The following is a 21,839-nucleotide window of genomic DNA, read 5'->3' as shown; positions in this document are numbered from 1 at the left end:
CCCCCGGGTCCTCCCCCGGGTCAGGTGCGCGCCGGGCGCGGCCCCCTGCCGTACTGAAGGGCCCGTTCGAGTCGGCGCTCGACGTCGGGGGCCGCGGCGGGCGGCGGTTCGGCGGGGCCCTCCGTGGCTGGTGGGTGCCCTTCCCGGGGTGGGACGGCCCCGGACGCCACGGAGGGGAGGGCGTCATGGCACGGCCGACCGATCACTTCGTGCTGCTCGGACCTGCGCCTCTGAGAGGGCGATCGGCGCTTGACGGCACCTCCACCGCCGCGTCCCTGCGGCGTCGACCGGTCGTGGTCCGGCGCCCGGGTCACCTCCCGCAGGACTGGCAGCGGCAGCTGCTGGTACGCCGTCAGCGGCCAGGCCAGGGTCCAGTCGACCGTCACCGTGCGGGCCTCGGGCGTGGGGCTGACGGCCAGTTCGGCCGGCACCCCGTGCCGGAGTTCGAGCCGGACCGACCGGCGCGGCAGCAGCCCCAACCCGAGGCCGATCCGCACCCCCTCCTTGATGCCCTCGGTGCCCCATGGTGTCGAGGGTCGGTGCGCCGGCCAGCTCCCAGTCGACCGGGCACGGCCGACCGCCGGCCGACAGCCTCGCGCTCGCCGCGCCGCCCATGGCGCTACGGGGAGGCCGATGTGCTTCGACTGCGAGGCCGCCCAACTCCGCCGTGCCGTGGGTAGCTTGTGCGCGGCCCGGCAGTCCGCCCTCCCGCCGCCCGGCCGGGAGGGGTGACCGCGGTCCGCGGACGCGGGAGTGTGACCGGTCTGACAGACATGGCGCGGCACGGACGGGTTACCCACTGGGAGTGGAGATTGCCGGCATGGACGTGGTCGCGCGCGGAGCGAGCGTGCGAGGGCCCCGGGGAGCGGTGTTCGAGAATCTGGACCTGGAGGTGGAACCCGGCGGGCTGCTGGTGCTCCACGGGCCGGGCGGCTCGGGCCGGACGACGGCGTTGCTCGCGCTCGCGGGGCGGATGCGGCTGGACGGCGGAGCGGTTCGGGTGGGCGGGCACGTCCTGCCCCGCGACGGCCGTGGTGTCAGGGACCTGGTGGCGGTGGCCCGTGCGGAGCCCGCCCTCGGCCTGGACCCGGATCTGCGGGTGCGGGAGCTGGTGGACGAGCGCCGCTGGTTGAGCCGCCGGCTGAGCAGAGCACAGCTCGGGGAGGCGTTCTCGGTCCTCGGTGTCGACGTGGACCACCGGACGCTGGTCCGGGACCTGCCGCCGGTGGAGGCACTGGGCGTGGCCCTCGCGCTCGCTCTGGCCACGCGCCCCGCCGTGATCGTCGCGGACGACGTGGACCGCGGGTGCCCGGCGGACGAACGCGTCCGGGCCTGGCAGCTCGTGGGGCGGGTCTGCCGGGTGGGCTGCACGGTCCTGGCGGGCGCCCTCGACCCTCCCGCCTCCGGTGCCGGCCTCGACCCGGCGCCGGTGCTGGTGGCCCTGCCCCGCCGCAGCCACCTGCCCGAGCGGCCGGCGGCGGCCGCCGAGGAGGACGGGGCACGCGAGCCGGCCGAGCCAGACGAGCCGGACGAGGCAGACAGGGCAGCCGAGCCAGACGGGACAGACGCGTCGGCGCGTCGGTCGTGGCGGTTGCTCGGGCGGCGGGAACCGGACGGCGGGAGCCCCGGCGCGCGCCGGGGCGAGGAGGACGCATGACCGCGATCAGGCTGGCCGTGTTGGAGCTGCGCGGCTTCCGGGGCCCACTGAGGCGCTTCGTCCCGCTCGTGCTGTGCCTGGTCCCGCTGCTGTACGGCGCCATGTACCTGTGGGCGAACTGGGACCCCTACGGCAAGACGGGGCACATCCCCGTGGCGGTGGTCAACGAGGACCACCCGGCCGAGACCCGGCAGGGACAGCGGGTGGACGCGGGCGCCCAGGTGGTGACGGAGCTCAAGGCCTCGCGGCAGTTCGACTGGGCGTTCGTCGACGAGGCCGCGGCCCGCGACGGCCTGGAGCGCGGGCGCTACGCGTTCACGATCCGGATCCCCGCCGACTTCAGCGCCGGCCTCGCCACCGGCCCCGACACCCAGCCCGAACAGGCCCGGATCCACATCCTGCTCAACGACGCGAACAACTACATCGCGGGCGTCATGACCGAGGTCGTCGAAGCGAAGCTGCAGGAGCAGGTCAACTCCGCCGCGCACGAGGCCTATGTCCGCGGCGTCTACGGTCGGCTCGCGGACATCGGCGGGAAGCTGGACACGGCGGCGCAGGCGGCTCAGGGGCTGGTGAACGCCACCACCGTGGCCCAGCAGGGGAGTTCAGCCGCCGCGGGCGCGAGCGCCACGCTGCGGTCCGGCTCCACCCAGCTCGCCGACGGCGCCCAGAAGCTGAGCCAGGCCACGACCCAGGTGCACGCGGCGGCCACCGCCCTCGGCGAGGCCGCGCCGCCGCTGGGCGCGGCCGCCGACGCCGTGGTGAGCGCGGCCACTCTCGTCACCCAGGGCGTGGACGCCGTCCACATCGCGACGTCGACGGTGAAGCAGGGAACCGCCAAGGCGGTGACCGATCTGGACCACCTGGCCGCGGCGCACCCGGGACTGGGCGACGACCCCCTGTTCCAGCGCCTCCAACAGGACGTGACGGCGGCCGACGCCGCGGCCGGGCAGATCGACGGTCACGCCGCCACCGCTGCCGGCAACGCCCACGCGGCGCTCCAGCAGGCCGTCGGTCTCCGGAGGACGGCCGCGGCCGTCCAGCAGTCGGCCCAGAACGCGCAGACCCCGCTGGCCCTGGTCGACTCCGGCGCCCGGAGCATCGCCGCCGGGACGGCCACCGTGTCCACGGGGCTGTCCGCCCTCCAGCAGGGATCCGTGGCGCTGCAGACCGCCGCCGACCAGGCCCACAACGGCGCCACGACCCTGGCCACCGTGATCGACGACGGGAAGAAGCAGGTGCCCGTCCTGGACTCGGCCCAACTGGAACACGCCGCCGAGGTGTTGGGGACACCCGTCGCCATCGACCGGTCGAACCTCCACCCGGCCGGCGTGTACGGCCGCGGACTGGCCCCGTTCTTCTTCGGCATCGCGCTGTGGGTGTTCGGCCTCTTCGCCTACCTCTTCCTGCGACCGGTCAACACCCGGGCGCTGGCCGCCCGTACCCGGGCCTCCACCGTCGCCGTGGCGGGCTGGCTCCCGGCCGCGGCGCTGGGCGTGCTCGGGGCCGTGATCCTCTACGGCGTCGTCAGCGCCGGTCTCGGGCTGCACGCCGCCGCCCCGTGGACGACCGTCCTGCTCCTCACGGTCGGCGCCGCCGCGTTCATCGCCATCGACCACTGCCTGCGGACGGCGTTCGGTACGGCGGGCGACGTCCTGTCACTGGTCCTGCTCATCCTGCAGCTCACCGCCTCCGGCGGCCTGTACCCGATGCAGACCACTCCGGCACCGTTCCAGACGGTCCACCCCTTCCTGCCGATGACCTACCTGGTCGACGGGCTCCGGGTGACGATCAGCGGTGGCCCGTCCTCCCATGTCATCCGGGACATCGCCGTTCTGGCGGGTTTCGGTGTCCTGTTCCTGGTCCTCACCTCGCTGGCCCTGCGCCGTCGGCGCGTGTGGACGGTCGCCCGGCTCCACCCAGACCTGAACCTCTGACGGACGGACCCGACCGCCGCCCCGCCCGGGGGCGCCGTGCGGCTCGCCCCCACGCCGAGGGCGGGCCGCACGGCGCCGGGCCCTCCCCGTCAGCCGGTCGGGGGGATCCGGCCGACCACGTTGTAGAGCGTGTAGAGGAACGTCGGTTCGCGGAAGTGGGGGTAGGGCGCCGTCCCCAGCGCCGCCCACACCTGGTAACCCGTGGTGAGCACGGCCAGGACGAGGCCGACGGCCAGGACGAGGCCGACGGCCAGGTAGGGACCGACCCGGGTGCCCACACCGAGCCGGGCGGAACGGCGCAGGTAGAACCAGCCGATCAGGGCGAACGCCAGCCCCAACGCCACCGGGTAGTACCAGATCGCCAGCCGGACGTTGTCGCCCTGGCCGAAGCGGACCACCGGCGCAGCGCCGAACCGCACCGCGGCGAAGACCAGGAGCGGGAACCAGGCTCCGCGCTGCTCACGGCGGACACGGCGGACCAGGTCCCGTTGCATCGTCAGGAGATGGCGAGGGTCGCCCGCGGCCGGGCCAGGATGAGTTGTCATGCAGACAGGTCTGCGCAACAAACTTGTTCTGAACGGAGATCTCCTTGCGGTGCGCCCTCGGTGACGACGGATCCGGACCGGCGGCGTCGAGAGTGGCTTCGTCCGACCGGCTCGGGCCGGCTTGCCCTCAACCGGACTTGAGGTTCTACGGTCGTCGTATGACCCGCCCGGCAGGTGCCGGGCCCGCGGATTCCACCTGAGCACCACGAGGGGACCCCCATGACGACCCAGCAGATGTCCGACGTCGAACTCGCCGGCCAGCCCGCCGCCTACTGGACCGGTGTCGCCTACGAGTCGCTCATCGCGTTCACCCGGGCCCGGCAGGCCGAGAAGGGCTACACGCAGCCGCAGTTCTGGCTGCTGCGCAATCTGTCGGTGAACGACATCTCGCCCGACGGCGCGAGCATGACGCTGTCCGAGCTGCGGGAGGCGATGGCCTCGTACCTCCGGCCCGAGGACGATCTGGCGGCGGAGGCCGCGGTACTCCTGGAGCGCGGCTGGCTGAGCCGGGACACCGGGGACCGGCTCCGGCTCACCGAGGAGGGGGAGCGGGCCCGCCTGGACCTGGCGCGCAACGCCCCCGCGATCCGCGCCGCCCTCCACGAAGGCATCGACGACGCGGACTACGTCACCGCCGTGAAGGTGCTCCGGCGACTGATCCGCAACGCGGGCGGGCGGCTCGCCTAGCGACCCCTGGCCCGGGCGTCCGGCCCGGGCCAGGAGCGCACCACGGCCCCGGGCACCCGCAGCCGAGACCCGCGGCTCAGCCGCGGGTCTCGGCTGCGGATCTCAGCCGCGGTGGAACACGACCTCCGGGCGGCGCCGTCCGGTCGGCTTCCAGTGGCTCACGCCGCTCGCGGCCGCGCGAGGGCCGCTGCGCCGCCGTCGGTTCGCCCTCCGTCGGTTCGACCGGCGTACCGACGGCGGCCGTCGGGAACTCAGCCCGTGGAACGCTCCCAGCCCGGGTCGCGGCCGGAGGCGGCGAGGGCGCGGTCGAGGGACGAGGCGGTGGCGGCCACCGGCACCGCCTCGGCGAAGCCGCCGTACTGGCGGTAGATCTCGGCGTTCTCCTCGACCACCGTGAGAACCAGACGGGCCAGATCGTCGTCGACGTCCGCCTGCCGGCCGGTGGCCCGGGCGACGTCCCAGCCGTGGAGCACCATCTCCTTGACCACCATCCGGGCGACCGATGCCGCCGACACCGACATCCCGCCCAGATCGATCTCCCCCTCCCAGGCGGCCGGGTCCGACCAGGCCGCCACGGCGCGGTCGAGCTGGTCCGCGTAGGCGAGCGCCCAATCGGGGTCGGCGGTGAAGTCGCGCGCCACCAGTTCCTCCGGCAGCGGCTCCCGGCGTGCCCGGCGTTCGAGGCCGTGGGAGGTGTACAGCACCCAGTGGTTGACCAGGGTCCTGGTGTCGAACGCGGTGCAGGGCGTCGGCCCGTCCAGGTGCTCCGGTCGGACACCGCGGGCGATGCGCGCGGCCTCCGCTGCGGCGCGGGACATGAGGGGGTGGAGTGCGTGACCGTTCATGTGTCGATCCTCGCCCCGGGGGCCGGGCGCCGTCTTGAACAAACGCGACGGCTAGCCTGGCGGCATGACCTTCCCGGACCTCGGACGCGGAGTGCTCCATCCCGACCGGGCCGCGGCCGCGATCAGCCTGATCCGGTACGAGCCCGCCCCGGAGCTGGCGCGTTTCGTCGAGTTCTACTGGCTGGTGCGCTGGAACCGTGACGGCCTGCCCGCCCACGAGCAGAAGGTGCTCGTCCACCCCAGCGTCCATCTCGTCCTGGAGGCGCCGGCGGCCCACGTCCACGGGGTCGGCAAGTCCCTCTTCGTCCGCAGGCTGGAGGGGACCGGCCACGTGCTCGGCGCCAAGTTCCGCCCCGGCGGCTTCCGTCCGTTCACCGACCGCCCGGTGGCCGACCTGGCCGACCGGGTCGTCCCGGCCGCCGAGGTCTTCGGCCCCGGGGCGGACCGGCTCAACGACGAGGTGCTCCGCGGTGCCGGGGACCTCGACGCCCTCGCCGCCCGGGTGGACGCCTTCCTGCTCGCCCGGACACCCGCGCCCGACCCGGTGGCCGAGCAGGTCGCCGCGATGGTCGAGCGGATCGCCGGCACCACCGATCTGCGCCGGGTCGACCAACTCGCCGAGGAGTTCGGCATCACCGTGCGCCGCCTGCAGCGGCTGTTCGCCGAGTACGTCGGGGCCACCCCGAAGTGGGTGCTGCGCCGGGCCCGCCTGCACGAGGCCGCCGAGCGAGCCGACCGCGGTACCGACATCGACTGGGCGGCGCTCGCCGCCGACCTCGGCTACGCCGATCAGGCCCACCTCACCCGCGATTTCACGGCCACGGTCGGTACGTCACCGGTCCGCTACGCCTCGGGAAGGCCGTAACTCCGGCCCCCGGCAAGCGGGTTGCCGCCCGCAACGAGGGTCCGGGCGGTTCCCTCCGCCGATGGGGTTCGACCAGGGGATGACCGGTCGCGGCCGGCCCGGAATCCACTCGCCGATACCGGGCCGATTCTGTCCGGTATCGGCCATAACGTGTGGTCGACAGCACGACGTACCCCAGGAGAAACACCCGTGAACCTCGTCTCGATCCGCGTCATCACGGCCGACGTCGCACGACTGGTCGGCTTCTACGAGCGCGCCACCGGCGTGACGGCGCAGTGGGCCAACGAAGACTTCGCCGAACTCACCACCGCCACGGCCGCGCTCGCCATCGGCAGCACCCGCACCGTCCCGCTCTTCGCGCCCGGCTCCGCCGAGCCGGGCGCGAACCGCAGCGTCGTCATCGAGTTCCTCGTCGACGACGTCGACCGCGTGCACCGGGACCTGACCGGCGTCGTGGAGGACTTCGTCAACGAGCCCACCACCATGCCCTGGGGCAACCGCTCGCTCCTCCTCCGCGACCCCGACGGCAACCTGGTGAACTTCTTCACCCCGGTGACCCCGGCCGCCCGGCAGAAGTTCGCCCGCTGACCTCCCCGGTCCGGAACGGCGAGCCGCGGCACCCGGAGGGCGGGGCCGCGGCTCGTCCGTCGGGCCGGGGCGCGGGACGTGGGCCGGTCGGTGGCCTGATCCTCGCGCGGGATCCGGTCATCGGCGGCCTGTCCGCGGCCGTTCCCCAGGGCCGGCGACCGTGGCGTTGTATCGTCCCCCGATGGCGAGGACATTGCGGTTGGCGGTGGCGCAGAGCACGGTCCCGGAGGACCCGCGGGACGAGGAGGCGATCCGGGGCGCCGGGCGGCAGATGCGGGCGCTGATGCGTCAGGCGGCGGGTGCAAGCGTCCGGTTGGTGCAGTTCCCGGAGGGCTCGCTCGTCTACCCGGACAAGCACGCGGTCGCCGGCCGCCCGGAGGGAGGCCTCGGCCCGGCGAACTGGGAGGGGGCCGCCTGGGACGTCCTGCGCGAGGAGGCGGAGGCGGTCGCCGCGCTCGCGGGGGAGCTGGCCCTGTGGACGGTGTTCGGCTCGATCCACCCCCTCACCGCCCCCGGCCGGCCGCACAACAGCCTCTACGTGGTCTCGGACCAGGGCCGCCTCAGCGCCCGTTACGACAAGCGTTTCCTCTCGCACACGGAGCTCTCCTACCTCTACACCCCGGGCACCGACCCGCTCGTCTTCGACGTGGACGGCATCCGCTTCGGAACCGCCCTGTGCATCGAGGCGAACTTCCCCGCCCTGTTCGCCGAGTACGAGGCCCCGGACGTCGACTGCGTCCTGCTCTCCGTCATGGTCGACGACGCCGCCCGCGCCACCCTCGCCCAGGCCTACGCAAACCTCCACTCCTACTGGCTCGGTTACGCCCTGCCCGCCCAGTACAGCGCCACCGTCCCCGCCGGCCTGGTCGCCCCGGGCGGCCGCTGGCTCGCGCGCTGCCCCGGCGACGGCCGGCCCGGCCTCGCCATCGCCGACCTCGACCTTGACAGCACCGCGCCCGACATCCACACCGCCCTGCACCTCGTCCGCCCCTGGCGCCGCCTCGCCCGCACCGGCCTCTACGACGGCCACACGGCGGCCGACGACCCCCGCAGCGCCGACCGCACCGCATTCTGACGGCAGACGATCCCGGCCCGCAGGCACGGGCTCTCGGTGTCCCCGGCCCGGCGCCCCCGCGCGTGGGACGACCTGCGGCGGCCGGCCCGTCGAGGAGCCTCCACCCGGAGCGGCGGCGCCTCAGCGACGAGGGCCTCCGGACGGGGCCGGCGCCGTGCCCGGACGGGCCCGGCGGGCCACCGGTGGCAGGCCGAGCCGGTGGGCGCCCGCGATGGCCAGGCCGGCGGCGAAGGCGAGCACATGGCCCACCGCGGACACCTCGCCGTCCCCGAGCCCGGACAGCAGGTCCGGTGCGGCCACCGCCAGCATCACCAGCCACACCGCCCGCGACCACGCCGGACGGGCCACTACGATCGCCACCGCCAGCGCGGCGACCACCACGTAGGACGGGCCGGTGTCCAGCACGTGCGCCTCGGCGGCGGGCAGTTCGCCGTGCTCGATGCGCCACCACACCAGCGCCTCCGTCAGCCCGGTCGCGGTCAGGTGGGCCAGGGCCAGTCCCGCCACCGCGCGGCGGGCGCCGAGCGCCGACACCACGGCGAACACGGACAGCGCGAAGACCGGCCACACCCAGAGGGTGCTCTGCGGTACGAACACGGACACCGTCAGGGCTTCGACGGGGTGCCCCGACGGCCAGAGGCGCAGGTTGTCGAGGTTGGTCGACGCCCACTCCCGCAGTGCCAGCACCTGTTCGGGCGGCATCAGCCGCAGGACCGGCCACATCACGGCGAGCACGGCGACGAACCAGAACGCCGGGTTCCGTACCAGCCGCCGCAGCGAAGCGCGCGTCGGGCGCGGGCCGGCCACTACCGGGCGCGCCGCGGCCGCGGACCGCCGACGAGCACGGCGCCCGCGGCGACGGCCACCGCACCGGCGGCCATCAGCCCGTGGCGGGAGCGCCAGGACAGCACCGACCAGCGCGAGTTGGCGGACAGCAGTGACCCGAGGGAGAGCCACGACCCGGCGGACAGCACGGACAGGGCCGAACCGGCGGAGCCGATCGACAGCACGCTGCCGACCGACCCCACCGAGAGCACCGAGCCGACCGAACCGATCGACAGCACCGAGGCCACCGAGCCGATCGAGAGGGTGGAGTCCTCGGACCACCGGGACCACGAGGGCGAGGACGACACGGACGAGGCCGCTGCGGCCACCGAGGCCGACAGAGCCGATGACGAGGGATCGTTGCGTTCCGACACCCGCCGATCGTATGCCGCCCCCGCTCCACCCGCCCCGCCCCGGCCCCGCTCCACCCGCCCCGGCGGTGGACGGCCTGCGAAGATGGTCGGCCCCCTCGCGCTCGTCGACGCGAGGGGACCGGCCACCAGCGTACGGGTGGTGCGGGCCGGAGCCGGCCCCGGCTCCTCCGCTGCCCGCGGGAGACCGGCCCTTGCCGACCGGACGGGGCACCGGTGCCACCGGCCGTCCCGTTACCGGGCGTCTCCGTCCGCCGAGGGGAACCCCGGCCGCCGCCGTCGCACCGGGACGCCCTGCGTCACAGCGGGGCGAGGACGTCCTGGTGCAGCCCGTCGAGGACGAAGCCGCTGTCCAGCCGGACCCGGACCGTCACCCGCCGCCCCCGCTCCCGGTACGCGGCCCACGCCGGCTCCAGCGCGGCGATCTCCGTCTCCAGCCGTTCCCGGCTCGCCGCCGGCATGGTGTGCCCGTAGTCCTCGAACAGTGCCTTGAGCCGCTGGTACTCGCGGACCTCCGTGCTCTCCGGGAGCTCCCCGTCCACCCGCTCGACGGTGCCCTCCGCCCCGGCCCCCAGCGAGAGGAACCCGACGGCGGCCCCGGGTTCCCCGGCGACCGCCTCACCGATCGCCAGGTCCTCGGCCAGCCTCACGCGTCGGCCCTCGTCCAGGGTCATCGGTTCTCCGCCTCTCCGTCGGTCACTGCCACCGGCGCGGGCGGCCTGCGGCCAGGCCATTATCCGTCGGTCCCCGGCCGTCGACGCCGGGCGCCCCCGGGCGGGCACGCCCGCCCGGCTTCCGGCTGTCCGGTGCGGCGCAGCGTACGCCTGGGGGCGGTTTGGGCTGGGCCGTTCGAGTGGCGGCGGGGTTCGGTGCCCCGGCGACGTGGGCAGAGCCTGCGGCATGACGACACCTTCGACCAGTGGTCCACCACGCCGGCGCCGTCCGGCCTCCCCGGCCTCCCCGGCCGCCCCGGTCCGCGTGGCGAGGCCGGCGGCACCGGCCCGGCCGCGCGTGACGGGCGGGTGCTGTCGGACCTGGTCCAGCCAGCACCTCACGCTGGGCGGCGCGGCCGTGCGCACGACCTGGCACGAGATGGCGTGCCAGGCCTGGACCCGGCGGTGACCACCGGGCGGGGTGCGGGGGGAAATCCAGGAGCCCGGACGCCCGCGCGGTGCTACGGTCGGGCGCCATGAACTGGCTTCCCGACGACTTCGTCCACCCCGTCCTGGTGCCGCTGCCGGGTGGCGGTCATCATCTGCGGCCGATCCGGGAGGCGGACGCCCCGCTGGACTATCCGGCGGTGATGGGCTCGCGCGAGCGGCTGTGGACCCTCTTCGGTCCGGCCTGGGGCTGGCCCGCGGCCACGATGACCTACGAGGCCGATCAGGCCGACCTGTTGCGGCACGAGAAGGAGATCGCCGCACACCAGTCCTTCAACTACGCGCTGTTCGACACGGCGGAGACGGCCCTGCTGGGCTGCGTCTACATCGACCCGCCGGAGCGGGCCGGCGCGGACGCCGAGATCTCCTGGTGGGTGGTGGACGAGCTGGTGGGCAGCGGGGTCGAGCGGGCGCTGGACGCGCTGGTACCGGAGTGGATCGCCGCCGACTGGCCGTTCGGGCGGCCGCGCTTCGTCGGCCGCGAGATCTCCTGGTCGCGCTGGCTCGCCCTGCCGGCGCACCCCGGCGCGTAGCACCGGGCTGCGCCGGAGCGCCCGCCCCGCGGCGCTGTCGGGAGTCCGGGCCCGCACGGGAGAGCGTGACGGTGTGGTGCGCCCGACCGGTCCGGCCGGGCGCACCACACCGCGGTGTCAGGCCAGGCCCTGGGCGATGACCAGCCGCTGGATCTGGTTGGTCCCCTCGACGATCTGCAGCAGCTTGGCCTCACGCATCCAGCGCTCCACCGGGTGGTCGGCCACGTAGCCCGCGCCGCCGAGCACCTGGACGGCGTCGGTGGTCACCTTCATCGCCATGTCGGTGGCGAAGAGCTTCGCCTTGGCCGCCTCCAGCGAGTAGGGCAGGCCGGCGTCCTTGAGGCGGGCGGCCGCCAGGGTGAGCGCCCGTGCGGCGGCGACCTGGGTGGCCATGTCGGCCAGCATGAAGCCGATGCCCTGGAAGGAGATGATCCGCTCGCCGAACTGCCGGCGCTCCTTGGCGTAACGCACCGCGTAGTCGACGGCGGCCTGGGCGAGGCCGACCGCGCAGGCGGCGATGCCGAGCCGGCCGCAGTCCAGCGCGCCCATCGCGATCAGGAAGCCCTTGCCCTCGCGGCCGATCAGCCGGTCCGCGGGGACCTGGACGGAGTCGAAGCCGATCTGGGCGGTGGGGGAGGACCAGACGCCGAGCTTCTTCTCCCGCTCGTGCACCACCATGCCGGGTGTGCCGCCGGGTACCACCAGGCAGGAGAGGCCGCGGGCGCCCGGCCCGCCGGTCCGGCTGAACACGTTGTAGAAGTCCGCGTAACCGGCGTGGGTGACCCAGGACTTGGTCCCCGAGATCCGGTACCCGCCGTCCTCCTTGACCGCCTTGGTGGTGAGCGAGGCCGCGTCCGACCCGGCCTCCGGCTCGGACAGGCAGTAGGCGCCGAGGAGTTCGCCGCCGAGCATGGCGGGCAGCAGTTCCTCGCGCTGGGCCCGGGTGCCGTAGGTGGCGGTGCCGAAGCAGGCGAGGTTGTGCACGTTGACCGACTCGGCCACGGCGAGCCAGTGGTAGGCGACCTCCTCCAGCGCCTGGAGGTAGACCTCGTACGGCTGCCCGCCGCCGCCGTACTCCTCGGGGTAGGGCAGGCTCAGCAGTCCGGCCTTGCCGAGGGTGCGCACGACCTCCCGGGGGAACTCGTGGTTGGCCTCGAACTCGGCGACCCTCGGGGCGAGTTCGTTGGCGGTGAGGTCCCGGACCAGGTCGAGCAGGTCGGCGGCCTCCTCGGTGGGCAGGATGCGCTGGACCTTCATCGGGCCACCTCGGTGAGCGTCGGGTGCTGCGACCGCAGCAGGTTCTCCAGGACGACGGCGACGCCGTCCTCCTCGTTGGAGGGCGCGATCAGGTCGGCCTCGGCGTGCAGGGCGGGGTCGGCGTTCGCCATGAACACCCCGCGGCCGGCCCAGCGGATCATGTCCAGGTCGGTCCGGGCGTCGCCGAAGGCGATCACCTCCGAGGGGGCGATGCCGCGCCCGGCGCAGAGCTTCTCCAGCGCGGCGATCTTGCTCACCCCGTGGGCGACCAGGTCGACCACACCGCTGTGGTGGTGGGAGACGGTGACCAGCCCGCCGAGGATCTCCTCGACCTCCGCGGTGTCGATCTCGCGCAGCCGGGGTGTGACGGCGAAGAGCTTGAGCACCGGGACGTCGATGGTCCCGGGGTCGGCGCGGTAGGACTCGCCGATCAGCAGCGGCTCGGGGTAGTCGGGTGCGTAGCCGACCCGGCGGTCCGCCAGCATCCAGCCGATCCTGGCGTCCGGCAGCGCCCGCTTCAGCCGGGCGGCCGTCTCGCGCGCGGTCGCGGCGTCGATCGTGGACGCCTCGGTCAGCTCCATCGACGGCACCTGCCAGAGTGCGGCGCCGCCGCAGCAGATCGCCTCGCCGGTCAGGTCCAGGGCCTCGACGATGTACTCGATGGCGGCGGCGTGGCGGACGGTCACGAAGACCGTCTCGATGCCCTGCTCGTGGGCCAGGGCGACGGCGCGGCGGGTCCGCGGGGCGACCGAGTAGTCGGGGCGCAGCAGGGTGCCGTCGAGGTCGACGGCGATCAGTCGGGGCAGGTCGTGGGTGGCGGTCATGCGGGGAGCTCCTCGATCGGGGTGCCGGGCGCGTCCACGCCGTGCTGCAGGAACGCGTGGATCAGGCGGACGAAGCGCGTGGACCAGTCGCGGCCGTAGAGGTCGTGGCGGTAGCGGAGTTCGAGCGCGATGCCGTCCTTGCGCTGGTAGCCGATGACCCGCAGGCCGCCGCGCGGGACTTCGGGCATCGGGATGCCGATCGGCTGCACGCCGAGGCCGGTGGGCTGGAGCAGCGGCTCGCGCTCGTCCTCCACCATGTCCATGTCGAAGTTGAGGTAGATCGGCACGCTGCCGGGCTCGCGGAAGCGGATGCCGTACTGCTCGGGGGCGAGTTCCCGGCTGATCAGCGAGAACGGGATCCGCTGGTGGCGCATCGCGTTGAACAGCGTCTGCGCCTCCAGGCGGACGAGTTCGCCGAACGGCGTCGCGCCGGTGAAGCGGGTGCGGAAGGTGGCCGGGGTGGCCACGTAGCCGACCATCGCGTCGGTCTCCGGCCGGGTCCGGTTGGCGAGCGAACCGAAGGTCGCCACGTCGCCGGCGGCGTCCTCGCCCACCGTCTCCAGGCGCAGCCGCCACATGGCCGCCTTGAGCGCCGCGGAGACCACCACGGCCGAGGTCACCCGCTCCTGGGCGGCGAACTCCTCGACGGTGGCGCTCAGTTCCGGTCCGATCGGTTCGAGCAGTTTGGTCACGCCCGGCTCGGCGCCGGTCGGCGCCTGCGGGTCGGCCAGGCCGGAGGCGGGGATCGGGGTGATGCCGTCGAGCTGCTTGCGCCAGTAGCCGAGCTGGCGCTCCAGCTGGACGCCGTCCAGGTGGCCGTGCTGCCAGAGCGCGAAGTCGGGGAACTGGACGCCGAGTTCGGGGAGCGCGGGGACGGCGTCGCCCTGCTCGGTGGCGTAGATGGTCAGCAGATCGTTGATCATGATCCGGGCCGACCAGGCGTCGAAGACGATGTGGTCGGTGGTCATCGAGAGCACGTGCAGGCTCTCGCTCACCCGGCCGAGCACGGGGCGGAACAGCGGTCCGGCGGCCAGGTCGAAGGGCTGGTTGGCGTGCTCGGCGAGCAGGGCCAGCACGCGCGGCAGGCGGGTCTGCGCCGGCTCGTCGGGCGCCTCCAGGACGGGTAGGGCGCGCGGCTCCGGCGGGAGCAGCAGCATCACGTGCTCCTCCCCGGCCGCCTCGTCCACCTCGGGGAAGACGGTGCGCAGGGTCTCGTGGCGCTCGGCCAGCAGGTTCAGACTGCGCTCCAGCAGGGCGACGTCGAGCGGCCCGTCGAAGCGCAGGCCGAGCGCGATGTTGTTGTTCACCTGGTGCACGTGCCGGCCCCAGAGCAGGCGCTCCCGCTGGGTGTGGGTGGCCGGGACGGCCGCGCCCCGGGTGGCGGGGCGGACCTCGGTGGAGGTGTTGGGTTCCGGCCGGGTGACGTGGACGGTGGTGGGGATCGTCATGGTGTGGCGGTCCGTTCGCAGGGAGAGGCCCGGGGCGGCCGGGGAGTCAGGCGGATCGGTCGGACTTCGGGTGCAGCGCGGGGTGGGCGAGCAGCGGCAGCAGCAGGACGATCGCGGACAGCGCGCTCAGGGTGGCGAAGCCGAGGCGTTCCAGGATGACGCCGGACAGTGCGGCGCCCGCGGCCGCGGCCAGGTTCATCGCCATGTCGGAGAACCCCTGGGCGGCCGGGAGTTCGGTGACCGGCACGCTCTCGGAGAGCAGGACCGAGGCCGCCACCAGCACCGCCGACCAGGAGAGCCCCAGCAGCGCCAGCGCGATGGAGAGCTGGACGACGTCGTCGCCGTCGGCGGTGCCGCAGAGCCACAGCGACAGCAGCATCGCGGCGGTGCCCCCGTAGAGCACCGGGGTGCTCCGGAAGCGGTCCACGGCCCAGCCGAACAGGGTGGAGAAGCCGTACATCCCGGCCAGGTGGCCGCTGAGCACCATGCCGATCACGCCCAGGCCGGTACCGGCGTGGTGCATGTGGATGCCGGTCATCGACATCACGGCGATCATCACCAGGTGTCCGGCGACGATGCTGAGGATCGCCAGCACGGCCGGCCGGTTGCCGCGCAGCGCCTTCAGCATGGTGCGCAGCGGCGGCGGCTTCTCCCGTTCCCCGGCCTCGTCCTGCCCGCGGGCCAGCAGCAGCGGGTCGGGGCGCAGCAGGACGGCGATCGCGGTGAACGCGATCGCGAAGCCGACGACCGCGAACAGGTAGGTGCCGGAGAGCGGCGGCAGGCCCAGGTGTTCGGCGATCGCCGCGCCGGGCCCGGTGAGGTTGGGGCCGATCACGGCGCCGACCACGGTGGTGGTGAGCACGAGCGACATCGCCCGGCCCCGGTGCTGCGGTTCGGCCAGGTCGGCGGCGGCGAAGCGGGCCTGCAGGCCGGTCGCCCCGGCGGCGCCGTAGAGCACCATGCCGACCAGGAACAGCGGGAAGCTGCGCGCCACGGCGGCCACCACGCAGGCCACCGCGCCCACCGTGGCGGCCAGGTAGCCGGTGGCCAGCCCGGGCCGGCGCCCCCGGACGTGGGTGATCGCCGCGATCGCCCCCACCGCGGCCGCGCCGCCGAGCGTCGCCGCGGTCTGCGACAGGCCGGCGAGGGTGGCGCTCCCGCCGAGGTCCTCGGCCAGCAGGCTGGTGACGGCGAAGCCCGTGGCGATGCCGCTGCCGCTGATCACCTCGGCGACGACGAGCGTCCGGACGGTCCGTCGCTGCACCCGGGCGCGGTGGTGGCGCGGCGGGTCGGTGGTGGTGGTCAAGGTCGGCATGGCGCTCCGGCTCTGTGCGTGTCTGCGGGGGTGGTGGGGGGATCTCCGGCCGCCCCGAGGGGCGGCCCGTGGCGGGCCGGGCCCGCGGGTCAGCCGCGGGCCCAGTCGGCGGTCTCGGGCCAGTGCCGGCCGACCCGGCGGACGGCGTAGTCCCAGTACGAGCGGACGGAGAGGTCGGCGTAGATGAAGTCCTGCTTGGCGGCCACGTCCTGCTCGGTGGACCAGGCGTACGGGACGCCGGTGCCCTCGGCGGTCAGCTGGAGCCGGCAGGCGCGCTCCAGCACCTGGGCGAAGACGGCGGCGTGCCGCACGCTCTTGCCGACGATCACGCCACCGTGGTTCCGGAGCAGGACGGCCGGGTGGTCGTCGAGGTCCTTGGCGATGTGGTCACCGGTCTCGATGTCCAGGACGGTGTTGCTGGTCTCGGTGAACAGCCCGATCCGGTCCCGGAAGTACGCGCCGTCGTGCGAGATCGGGCGCATCGGCAGGTCGGTGGCCCCGAACAGCAGGGTGTACGGCGCATGGCTGTGCACGATGCCGTTGACGTCCGGGCGCGCCCGGTAGATCGCCTGGTGGAGCGGCAGCTCCGGGGGCGCCAGTGGCGGGGCGGGCAGCGTGTGGTCGACCGGGCAGCGGACCACGTCGGCGGGGGCGGCCTCGTCGAAGCCGACCAGGGCGCCCTTGATGAAGAACTCGTCCCGGCCGGGGATCCGGGCCGAGATCTGGCCCTGGTTGAAGTCGTCGTGCCCGTCGAGGGAGAGCATCCGCGCGCCGACCGCGACCTGGAGCACGAGCCGGCGTTCGGCGGGGCTCAGCGGCCGCCCCTCTGCGGTGGTCATGGCGTGCTCCTTGCTGTCAGGTCGTCGTAGACGGTCCGCATGGTGACCAGGCCGGGAGGCGCGGTGCGGGCCCAGTCGGCGGCCGTCAGCGCACCCCTGGCCGGCACCGCCCAGCTGCCGACGTGGTGCCGTACGTGCAGCGACTCGCCGTCCCAGGTGTGGGTCAACTCGTGTTCGCTGACGGGGAGTCCGGCTCGCTCGTCGGCGATGTCGGCCACCTCCCGGCCGCTCGCGCCGGCCCAGGCCCGGGCCAGGACCACGGCGGTGGCGCTCGGCCGGTGCGCCTTGCCGATCGGGTGCCGCTCCCGGACGGTGGTGGTGGCCGCGCCGAGCGGACCCCGGGTGAGGGCCGCGGTGAACTCGGCGATGCGCAGCTGGAGGTAGTGGGCGAAGGAGAGGTTGGTGGCCCGGACCACCGGGACCACCGTCGCCAGCTCCGCCAGGGACGTCCACTGGGCGTCCGTCAGGTTGGAGACGCAGGCGACGAGCGGCACCCGGTGCGCCGCGCAGTAGTCGAGCACGTCCGGGTGCGCGTCGGGCGCGCTGGCGTCCACGAGGACGTCGGGCACGGCGTCGACCTGCCAGCCGCCGCCGCGGGAGGCGGTCAGCGAAACCCGCGTGCCGTCCGCCCGGCAGGCCGCCAGCAGCGCCGCGCCGAGCCGCCCGCGACCGACGACGCCCAGGGTGGGGCCGCCGGTCGCGGGTGCCTCAGGCATCGGCGCCGACACCGCTGGCGACCACCAGCGCCGCGACGCTGTCGATGGTCTCGTAGTGCTCGGCGTCGACCTCCGGGTCCAGGTAGACGCCGAGGTCGTTCTCGATGCTGTCGATCAGGCGCATGTAGGAGAGCGAGGAGAAGCTGACCGCGCGCAGCGAGTAGCCGGCCTCGGCGAGCTCGCGGGCGGTGAAGCTGCCGTCGCCGGCCGCGACCGCGAGGTCGAGGATCTTGGTGTGGAGGGAGCTGTTGTCCATGGGGTTCTCCTGGGCTGGGGGAGGGGCTCAGTTGCTCTGGGCGTCGGCGAGCAGCCGCCGCAGGCGCTCGACGGAAGGCTTGCCGATCGAGTTCACCGGGATCCGGTCCACCAGGTGGAGGACCGAGGGCACCTTGAAGGAGGGCAGCACCGCCGAGCAGTGGCTGCGCAGGGACTGCGCGGTCGGACCGGGCCCGACGGCGACGACGGCGGCCAGGATCGGCTCGCCGTGCCGGCTCTCGGCCTCGAAGGCGACCGCGTCCAGCACCCCGGCGGCCTCGCGCAGCACCTCGGCGACCTCGATCGGGTCGATCTTGCGCCCGCCGACGTTGACCAGCCGCCCGGTGCGCCCGGTCAGGTGGAGCACGCCGTCGACCAGGTGGCCCTGGTCGCCGGTGAGGTAGCGGCCCTCGGCGTCGATCCGCTCCTCGAAGACGCCGGGCGCGTTGAGGTAGCGCGAGCCCATGGACTCGCTCCGGACCCGGACGCCCTGCTCGTCGGCGATCAGTTCCACGCCGGGCAGCGCGGTGCCGAGCCCGGTGCCGTCACCGTCGGCCGCGTAGGTCAGGGGCCCGGCCTCGGCCACGCCGTAGTAGTTGTGGACCGGTACGCCGGTGAGCCGGGTGAACTCCTCGCGGACGCTGTCGCGCAGCGGGGCGCCGGAGGAGATCGCGGCCCGGACACCCGTGAAGCCCCCGGTCGAGGAGCGCCGCACGATCGACTCGTACAGCGCCGGGAACGCCACCAGGCGGGTGGCGCCGGTGCTCTCCAGCAGCCGCACGATCCGGGAGGCGGTCGGCAGGCCGCGTGACAGGTGCAGCGAGGCACCGGGCAGGAAGGCCGCCAGCAGCGAGGTGTTGAAGGCCAGGCCGTTGGAGAGCGCGGCCAGGCAGGCGATCCGGTCCTGGGCCGAGAGCCCGGTGCCCTCGGCCCAGTTGCGGGCCGCCGCGAGCACGGCCGTGCCGGAGAACTCGATGCAGTTGGGCCGGCCGGTGGAGCCGGAGGTGAAGCGGCACACCTCGGTGCCGGGCAGCAGCGGCGGGGGAGGGGTGGCGGAGCGGCGCACCCGGCTGACCGTGAGGGCGCCGAACTCGCCTCCGGCCGTGAGGACTTCCGCGGTGACCTGCTCGACGTCGGCGTCCGGCGCGTGGATCAGCAGGTCCAGCCCGCAGTCCTCGGCGATCCGGGACAGCTCGAACGGTCCGAAGGCCGAGTCGGCCAGGAAGGGGACCGCGCCGGCGAACAGTGCCGCCAGGTAACCCACCACGTAGTCGGTGGAGTTGGTGGCGTACAGGCCGATCCGCAGTCGGTCGCCGGCCACGCCGTACGGGGCGAGGCGGGCGGCGGCGGCCCGGGCCCGGTCGGCCAGTTCGGCGTAGCTGAGCGACGCGTCGGGGTCGGTGACCGCCACGCGGTCGCCGTGGCGGGCGAGGGCGTCCGTGAAGGCGTGGGGAAGGACGGCGTTCATCGTGGCCTCACCGCTCGTTCTGGGCATGGGCGGTGGCGAGCCGGTCGAGCTTGACGCCGGAGTCGTCCGGACGGCCGAGCATCAGGACGTAGAGGATCTCGTCGCTCTCCGGCAGCCCGGCCAGGGTGTGCCAGAGCGCCGCGTCGAACCCGCCGACGCCGGTCACGCCGATCCGGGCGCGGTTCGCTCCCAGATAGAGCAGCTGCCCCAGGGCGCCGCAGCGGAAGGCCAGCTCGCGGAGGTCCTCGGCGCCGGCGGCCGAGTCGCCGGCGCTGTCGGTGAGCGCGGTGCGCGGTGCGTGGAGCAGCACCACGGCGGCGGCACCGGCGAGGGTGCGCTGCTGCATGCAGGCGCGCACCACCTCGTCGGCGGAGGGCAGCCGGTCGGTGCGCCGCGCGCCCTCGCCGGTCAACGGGTGCACGGCGTTCTGCCCCGGTTCCTCGGCCGACCGCAGGACCAGGGTGGCGCCCATCGGCGAGGCGGCCGGCAGGTCCGTCCGCACCGGCGTGGAGAGGGCCGAGACGGCCTGCCAGACGTCGGCCGCGGGGACGGTACCGGGAACGAACGCCTTGCTGGAGGCCCGCGTGGCGAGCAGCTTCGGCCACTCGGACGGATCGCCCAGACCGGGCTGGCCACCGCCTGGCCGCCCGCGGTCGCGCAGGTCCGCGAGGGGGGCGAGGGCGTCGGGTGCGCCGTCCGTCCCGGGGTGCTCCGCCCGCGCGGAGAGGGAGTCCCAGCAGGTCTGCTCCAGCCAGGACCGCCAGGTGGGCGCGTGTCCGTCCCGGGCGGCGCCGTCGTGCACCGTCCAGCGGGTCCAGGCGTCGTCGGCCTCGGCCGCCGGTACCAGGAGCGCGGAGTGCACCTCCCGGCAGTTCTCGCCCGCCTCCAGCAGGTCCGAGAGGGGTAACCGGGGGAAGCGCAGCCGCAGCGTCCCCGGCGCGCCCCGGCCGGTGGTGGCCAGCAGCAGGTTCCCGGCGGCGTGCCCGGCGTCGAGCTGGGTGTACAGGTAGCCGCGGTCGCCGTACTTGCGCATCGACAACCAGGGCCGGGTGAGGGTGACGATGACCGCGCCGCCGTCTCCGGGGATCGCCAGCGTCGAGGCGTGCAGTGCTCCGGCGACGTCCCCGGTGGCCAGCCGGGTGCAGGTCCGGCGGTCGGCGTCGACCCGGAAGGCGGCCGGCGCGCCGTTCTCCATGGTGAGGACGGCGAACTCGTAGGGGTACACGGCCCCGGCGGACGGGACCGCCCGAGCCCCGTGCGACCTGCGGGAACGGTCGGCCCGGCTGGTCAGCGCGCCTTCCTCCAGCAGGGACAGCGCGAGCCTGAGGCCCGGAGCCGCGGCCGGCTCGGCGGGCGACTCGGACGGTGCCGCGGGCAGGGCCATCCGGGCCCACATGTCGGCTTCGAAGTCCGGCGGCGCGTGCTCGGGTCTACGGGCGAGGGGTACTGCTCGTACGGCGGGTATGGCTGATGTGTCTGCATTGCCTTGCACGTCTGACGAAACCTCATCTCGTCTGGTGGCACGGCCGACCGGGCCTGCGAGAGGGCAGGCGAAAGCCCCCCGGCCAGTTCGGCAGATGGCATGCGGCGGCTACAGGGAACTGTGTACAGACTTCGACATGACTGTGCCGCCCGCGTCATTGCGGGCGTCGACAGCCCGTCCCCCGTGAACGGCCTGTGTGAAGTGGATGAATCACCTGTTCCGCGCCCTGGGTAAGCGGCGGCTGGCGATCATCCTGTGGCACCCACGTGAGCGCTGTCAAGGATTGGCGTAGACCATCGAGGGACTGTTCGGCGGCGCCCGGCGGGACGGTCGCGACCTGCCGAAAGTGACCGTGGCGCAGAGCTGGCGGTTACTCAAATCGCTTGTCGCAGACGTTGGTTCGCGGACAATACCGACATTGGACCCAAGCCCCCCGTCCCGGGCGGCGCGACCGGCGCCGGCCGGAGCGCTCGCTCCCGGCGGTGGCGGAGACCCACCCGCGCGGTCGCTTGACGGCCCGCGTGTCCGCCCCCGGGTGTCCGCCCCGCCGGCCGGACGCCGGGCCGGCGCAGACCGGTCGGTCCGCGCTGCCCCGGCCGATGCCGCGGGACAGGTATCAGCGGACCGGCCCGACGGTGATTCGATCCGGAACGGAGCCGGACGGAATGTCCTCGGCCTCGGCCGAGAATCCGTCAAATGCCCTGGGCGAACCGGCGCGAAGTATGTCCGAGGAATTTCCGGTGTTCGCCGGAACGGGCGATATCCGGCGTCGGCCGGATTCCCTGGTCGCGGGGAATCGGTACCGGTCGGAACGCCGCGCGTCCGCCCGCTCCGAGACGTGCCCGACGGCGCCGGTGATCCATCGTCACGGGCCGCCCGGGCGCGGGGTCCGGTCGGCGCCGACCGGGAATTCCGGACCGGCTCCGAGCGGCCCGGCGACTCGTCGGCCGACCGCCTCTGCCCAGCGGATTCCGAGGCCGGGGCCGGCGGAACCGAACCCCCGCCGACGGACCTCCGGAGCGCCGCCGAGCAGGGCGCCCACCTGGGCGACCGCGCCGAGGAGGGCGGGCTGGAGATCCCCGCGGGCGCCCTCGGGTCGGACCGGCCGGGATTGCGCCGAACCCGGCCGGTCCGCACGCGGGAACC

The 21,839-nt window shown here is 74.3% G+C and carries 21 protein-coding genes; 7 read left to right on the top strand and 14 right to left on the bottom strand.

Annotation, left to right across the window (positions count from 1 at the left end):
* Positions 1-868 precede the first annotated feature (868 nt).
* Together ACZ34W_RS19620 and ACZ34W_RS19615 are read left to right on the top strand one after the other, a co-directional pair.
* Positions 869-1,657 carry an ATP-binding cassette domain-containing protein gene (locus tag ACZ34W_RS19620; RefSeq protein ID WP_465605711.1) on the top strand — a complete coding sequence of 263 codons (789 nt, stop codon included), beginning with the start codon at positions 869-871 and terminating at the stop codon, positions 1,655-1,657.
* The gene (locus ACZ34W_RS19615) at positions 1,654-3,594 is read left to right on the top strand and encodes a YhgE/Pip domain-containing protein (RefSeq protein WP_465605709.1); all 1,941 of its coding nucleotides are present in this window, start codon (positions 1,654-1,656) and stop codon (positions 3,592-3,594) included. The genes ACZ34W_RS19620 and ACZ34W_RS19615 overlap by 4 nt, the downstream gene beginning before the upstream one ends.
* An 89-nt stretch (positions 3,595-3,683) precedes the next feature.
* Here ACZ34W_RS19615 and ACZ34W_RS19610 read toward each other — a convergent pair whose 3' ends face one another.
* Positions 3,684-4,139, bottom strand: a complete 456-nt coding sequence (locus tag ACZ34W_RS19610; protein WP_465605707.1) for a hypothetical protein — start codon at positions 4,137-4,139, stop codon at positions 3,684-3,686.
* A gap of 219 nt (positions 4,140-4,358) precedes the next feature.
* On the opposite strand from ACZ34W_RS19610, the gene ACZ34W_RS19605 reads away from it, so the two are divergent.
* Complete coding sequence (locus ACZ34W_RS19605; RefSeq protein ID WP_329485269.1) at positions 4,359-4,826, top strand: MarR family winged helix-turn-helix transcriptional regulator; 468 nt, start codon at positions 4,359-4,361, stop codon at positions 4,824-4,826.
* Positions 4,827-5,077: 251 nt separating this feature from the next.
* On the opposite strand, the gene ACZ34W_RS19600 is transcribed toward ACZ34W_RS19605, so the two are convergent.
* Positions 5,078-5,671, bottom strand: a complete 594-nt coding sequence (locus ACZ34W_RS19600) for a TIGR03086 family metal-binding protein (protein ID WP_396489068.1) — start codon at positions 5,669-5,671, stop codon at positions 5,078-5,080.
* 64 nt (positions 5,672-5,735) lie between these two features.
* Here ACZ34W_RS19600 and ACZ34W_RS19595 point away from each other — a divergent pair, with 64 nt between their 5' ends.
* From ACZ34W_RS19595 to ACZ34W_RS19585, 3 genes are all read left to right on the top strand, one after another.
* Positions 5,736-6,536: a DUF6597 domain-containing transcriptional factor gene (locus ACZ34W_RS19595; RefSeq protein WP_465605704.1), complete on the top strand. Its 801-nt coding sequence runs from the start codon at positions 5,736-5,738 to the stop codon at positions 6,534-6,536.
* Positions 6,537-6,725: 189 nt separating this feature from the next.
* A complete protein-coding gene (locus tag ACZ34W_RS19590) occupies positions 6,726-7,124 on the top strand; it encodes a VOC family protein (protein ID WP_352292756.1) in 399 nt (132 codons plus the stop codon).
* 181 nt (positions 7,125-7,305) lie between these two features.
* Positions 7,306-8,199 carry a carbon-nitrogen hydrolase family protein gene (locus ACZ34W_RS19585; RefSeq protein WP_465605702.1) on the top strand — a complete coding sequence of 298 codons (894 nt, stop codon included), beginning with the start codon at positions 7,306-7,308 and terminating at the stop codon, positions 8,197-8,199.
* 120 nt (positions 8,200-8,319) lie between these two features.
* On the opposite strand, the gene ACZ34W_RS19580 is transcribed toward ACZ34W_RS19585, so the two are convergent.
* From ACZ34W_RS19580 to ACZ34W_RS19570, 3 genes are all read right to left on the bottom strand, one after another.
* Positions 8,320-9,006: a rhomboid-like protein gene (locus tag ACZ34W_RS19580; RefSeq protein WP_465605700.1), complete on the bottom strand. Its 687-nt coding sequence runs from the start codon at positions 9,004-9,006 to the stop codon at positions 8,320-8,322.
* On the bottom strand, positions 9,006-9,365 hold the full coding sequence (locus ACZ34W_RS19575; protein ID WP_465605845.1) for a hypothetical protein: 360 nt from the start codon (positions 9,363-9,365) through the stop codon (positions 9,006-9,008). The genes ACZ34W_RS19580 and ACZ34W_RS19575 overlap by 1 nt, the downstream gene beginning before the upstream one ends.
* A 329-nt stretch (positions 9,366-9,694) precedes the next feature.
* Positions 9,695-10,069 (bottom strand): hypothetical protein, encoded by a 375-nt coding sequence (locus tag ACZ34W_RS19570; protein WP_465605698.1) that lies wholly within the window; start codon positions 10,067-10,069, stop codon positions 9,695-9,697.
* A 515-nt stretch (positions 10,070-10,584) separates the two neighbouring features.
* Here ACZ34W_RS19570 and ACZ34W_RS19565 point away from each other — a divergent pair.
* Complete coding sequence (locus ACZ34W_RS19565; protein WP_329485261.1) at positions 10,585-11,088, top strand: GNAT family N-acetyltransferase; 504 nt, start codon at positions 10,585-10,587, stop codon at positions 11,086-11,088.
* Positions 11,089-11,205: 117 nt separating this feature from the next.
* Here ACZ34W_RS19565 and ACZ34W_RS19560 read toward each other — a convergent pair whose 3' ends face one another.
* The 9 genes from ACZ34W_RS19560 to ACZ34W_RS19520 all read right to left on the bottom strand — a co-directional run bounded on the left by ACZ34W_RS19560 (position 11,206) and on the right by ACZ34W_RS19520 (position 20,594).
* Positions 11,206-12,345: an acyl-CoA dehydrogenase family protein gene (locus tag ACZ34W_RS19560; RefSeq protein WP_329485260.1), complete on the bottom strand. Its 1,140-nt coding sequence runs from the start codon at positions 12,343-12,345 to the stop codon at positions 11,206-11,208.
* Positions 12,342-13,169 carry an HAD family hydrolase gene (locus ACZ34W_RS19555; protein ID WP_465605695.1) on the bottom strand — a complete coding sequence of 276 codons (828 nt, stop codon included), beginning with the start codon at positions 13,167-13,169 and terminating at the stop codon, positions 12,342-12,344. The genes ACZ34W_RS19560 and ACZ34W_RS19555 overlap by 4 nt, the downstream gene beginning before the upstream one ends.
* A complete protein-coding gene (locus ACZ34W_RS19550; protein ID WP_329485258.1) occupies positions 13,166-14,617 on the bottom strand; it encodes a condensation domain-containing protein in 1,452 nt (483 codons plus the stop codon). Before ACZ34W_RS19550 ends, ACZ34W_RS19555 begins: the two co-directional genes overlap by 4 nt.
* A 46-nt stretch (positions 14,618-14,663) precedes the next feature.
* The gene (locus ACZ34W_RS19545) at positions 14,664-15,932 is read right to left on the bottom strand and encodes an MFS transporter (RefSeq protein WP_465605693.1); all 1,269 of its coding nucleotides are present in this window, start codon (positions 15,930-15,932) and stop codon (positions 14,664-14,666) included.
* A gap of 89 nt (positions 15,933-16,021) precedes the next feature.
* Positions 16,022-16,771, bottom strand: a complete 750-nt coding sequence (locus ACZ34W_RS19540) for a class II aldolase/adducin family protein (protein WP_359806725.1) — start codon at positions 16,769-16,771, stop codon at positions 16,022-16,024.
* Positions 16,768-17,487 carry a dihydrodipicolinate reductase C-terminal domain-containing protein gene (locus ACZ34W_RS19535; protein WP_329485255.1) on the bottom strand — a complete coding sequence of 240 codons (720 nt, stop codon included), beginning with the start codon at positions 17,485-17,487 and terminating at the stop codon, positions 16,768-16,770. The genes ACZ34W_RS19540 and ACZ34W_RS19535 overlap by 4 nt, the downstream gene beginning before the upstream one ends.
* Positions 17,480-17,743, bottom strand: coding sequence for a hypothetical protein (locus ACZ34W_RS19530; RefSeq protein WP_329485254.1), 264 nt, complete (start codon positions 17,741-17,743; stop codon positions 17,480-17,482). The genes ACZ34W_RS19535 and ACZ34W_RS19530 overlap by 8 nt, the downstream gene beginning before the upstream one ends.
* 27 nt (positions 17,744-17,770) lie before the next feature.
* Positions 17,771-19,237 (bottom strand): class I adenylate-forming enzyme family protein, encoded by a 1,467-nt coding sequence (locus tag ACZ34W_RS19525; RefSeq protein WP_465605690.1) that lies wholly within the window; start codon positions 19,235-19,237, stop codon positions 17,771-17,773.
* Entirely contained in the window at positions 19,218-20,594 is a 1,377-nt protein-coding gene (locus tag ACZ34W_RS19520) for a nitroreductase family protein (protein ID WP_465605688.1), read from the bottom strand. The genes ACZ34W_RS19525 and ACZ34W_RS19520 overlap by 20 nt, the downstream gene beginning before the upstream one ends.
* Between the last annotated feature and the right edge of the window lie 1,245 nt (positions 20,595-21,839).

Source organism: Kitasatospora sp. NPDC022856, assembly GCF_055561235.1.
The sequence above is the reverse complement of the archived record's forward strand: the minus strand, read 5'-3'. Positions and strand labels throughout refer to the sequence as shown.